This window comes from Albibacillus kandeliae, assembly GCF_003116585.1.
Taxonomy (GTDB): domain Bacteria; phylum Pseudomonadota; class Alphaproteobacteria; order Rhodobacterales; family Rhodobacteraceae; genus Albibacillus; species Albibacillus kandeliae.
The window spans coordinates 1-2,362 of the sequence record NZ_QEHM01000027.1; the positions used below are offsets into that span (position 1 = coordinate 1).

Annotated in this window: 3 protein-coding genes and 1 pseudogene; all 4 read left to right on the forward strand. The window is 68.5% G+C overall.

The annotated features are described in order from the left end of the window. Positions 1-34: 34 nt before the first annotated feature. Positions 35-481, forward strand: a complete 447-nt coding sequence (locus DDT93_RS26295; RefSeq protein ID WP_109468888.1) for a phage tail protein — start codon at positions 35-37, stop codon at positions 479-481. Further along, positions 478-852, forward strand: a complete 375-nt coding sequence (locus DDT93_RS26300; RefSeq protein WP_109468889.1) for a hypothetical protein — start codon at positions 478-480, stop codon at positions 850-852. Before DDT93_RS26295 ends, DDT93_RS26300 begins: the two co-directional genes overlap by 4 nt. 38 nt (positions 853-890) lie before the next feature. Beyond that, positions 891-1,175: a hypothetical protein gene (locus DDT93_RS26305; protein WP_109468890.1), complete on the forward strand. Its 285-nt coding sequence runs from the start codon at positions 891-893 to the stop codon at positions 1,173-1,175. After that, positions 1,176-2,362 (forward strand): annotated as a pseudogene (locus DDT93_RS27095) (phage tail tape measure protein); the annotation flags it as partial.

Sequence of the window (2,362 nt, forward strand, 5' to 3'; positions counted from 1 at the left end):
CGGCTCTCTCTCACAATCTTGAAAGGATGAAGGAATGGCAGACAAGGTCATTGCCGGCGATCTCTGCACCATCAACTGGTCGGACGACGGCGCAACCTGGGCCGAGATCCCGGGCTGCAAGACGGTCGGGATCCCGGAAGAAACCCAAGAATACCGCGATCGCACGTCGCTCGACAGCCCGGGGCGGAGCAAGGAATACGGCGTCGGCCTCACCGATATCAGCGAGCTGACGCTCAGCTGCTTCTACTCGGCGGCGCTCTACGAGCAGGCGCTGGCGTTCAAGGAGTCGCAGGTTCCGGTCTACTTCCAGGTGGTGCTGCCGGCGGTGCCGGGCGACCAGCTGACCGGCGACACCTTCGAATACCGGGCCTTCGTCAATCCCTCGATCCCGTCGCTGGACGTGGACGGCGACCTGATGACCGACCTCAAACTCCGCCCGACCGGCCAGGTCTCGTGGACCAAGGGTGATCCGGTCGTATGATCAGCACCGTTTCCGTGAAGGTGGGCAAGAAGACCCACAAGCTGAAGGTCTCGACGCGCGCGCAGGTGCGCCTCGAGGAAGAGCAGGGCAAGCCGATCGGGGAGATCCTCGACCAGCTGATCTCGGGCGCCGGTGGCGTGAAGCTGGTCAGCGCCGCCTGGGCGGCCTGTCTCAACGATGGGGCAGGCGTCGAGGTGGAGGAGGCGATGGACGTCCTCGACCAGCTCGGCGGTGCCAACGCGGCGGCGATCTACCTCGCCGATGCCATGCGCAAGGCCTTCCCGGTGCTCGATGCGGCGGCCGGGGCGGCGGAGACCGAGGGCGATACTCCCAAGGACCCGGTGGGAAACGTCGAGAGCCCGGCCGGGTAGACTGGGAGCGGCTGCTCTCTGGGTGGTGCGAGCTCGGCTTGCACCACCTCGAGTTCTGGGCAGTCAGCTTGCGGGAATACGACCTGATCACCCGGGCACGGATCAAGGCCAAGGATACGGAGGTCGAGGCGCGCCGGGTGTTGAACCAGGAGCTGGGCGTGCTGACGCAGTTCGCGTTCCACGATCCGAAGAAAATGCCGGACTTCACCAAGGCTGTGAAGTCGAAGGCAAACGAGGCCCCACGGAACAAGACGCACGAGCTGGAGCAGCTGCGCGCGGTGTTCATGGGGATGCACTTCCAGGGCAAGAAAAAGGGGCGGTAAATGTCCGCGATCATCGGCGCTCTCCGGGGCGTTCTCTCGCTTGATTCAGCGGCCTTCGAGAGCGGCGCGAAGCGCTCGAAGGCGAGCATGGGCGACCTGGAGCGCCGAATGGTGCGCCTTGGCAAGAGCATGGAAACGGCCGGGCGGCGCATGTCGCTCGGCCTGACCCTACCCATGGTCGGGGCGGCCACCATCGCCGTGAAGTCGAGCCTCAAGGTGATCGATGCGCAGGCCAAAATGGCGCAGTCGCTCGGGACCACGGTCCGCTCGATGCAGGTGCTGGAGCGTGCGGCCGACCTCTCGGGCGTCTCGATGGGCGAGGTGCAGCAGGCCACCATCCAGATGACCAAGCGGCTCAGCCAGGCGGCGGGCGGCACGGGGGCGGCGGCCAAGGCGCTGACGCGGCTGCACCTCAGTGCCTCGGCGCTGCAGGCCTTGCCGCTCGATGAGCGCCTCGCGGCCGTGCAGGGGGCGCTCGCGCAATACGTGCCGGAGGCGGAGCGGGCGGCGGTGGCCTCCGATCTCTTCGGCAGCCGCGCGGGGCTGATCTTCACCCGGATCGACAGCGCCACGCTCAAGACCGCGAGCGAGGACGTGCGCCGCTTCGGGGTTGCGGTCTCGGAGGTGGACGCGGACCAGATCGAGATTACCAATGACGCGATCTCGCGGCTGGGGCTGGTGAGCCGGGGGCTTGCCAACCAGGTGACCGTCGCGCTGGCGCCGCTCTTGGAGGATCTCGCCGACAAGGGCGCGGCCATCGCGGAATGGTTCGCCGCGCTCGATGAGGGCGCGAAGCGTTGGGCGGCGGGGCTCGCCACGGCGGCGGCGGCCATCGGGCCGGTGACCCTCGGTCTCGGTCTCGTCCTCAAGCTCTCGGCCCCGGTGGTGCAGGGGCTCGTCGGCATCGCGGTGGCGGCGCGGGCGGTCGGGGTCGCCATGTGGGCCGCGACCGGGCCCTGGGGCGTTCTGGCGGGGCTGGCGGCGGCGGCGGGGACGTACCTGCTGGTCTTCGGGGAGAAGAGCAAGACGGCCGAGGCGCGCGCGAAGGAGGCGGCCGAGGCGCTGGCGGCGCTCAACGGGGAAATGGCGATCTTCCACACGGATGCCGCGCCGAGCTCGGGGCAGGCGGCGATCGAGGCGGCGAACAAGTATTACGAGCTGGCGAAGGCGGCGCGCGAGGCGGCGGC

Coding starts and splice junctions, on each gene's coding strand:
- DDT93_RS26295 (WP_109468888.1), top strand. CDS start 35: ATGGCAGACAAGGTCATTGCCGGCGATCTCTGCACCATCAACTGGTCG.
- DDT93_RS26300 (WP_109468889.1), top strand. CDS start 478: ATGATCAGCACCGTTTCCGTGAAGGTGGGCAAGAAGACCCACAAGCTG.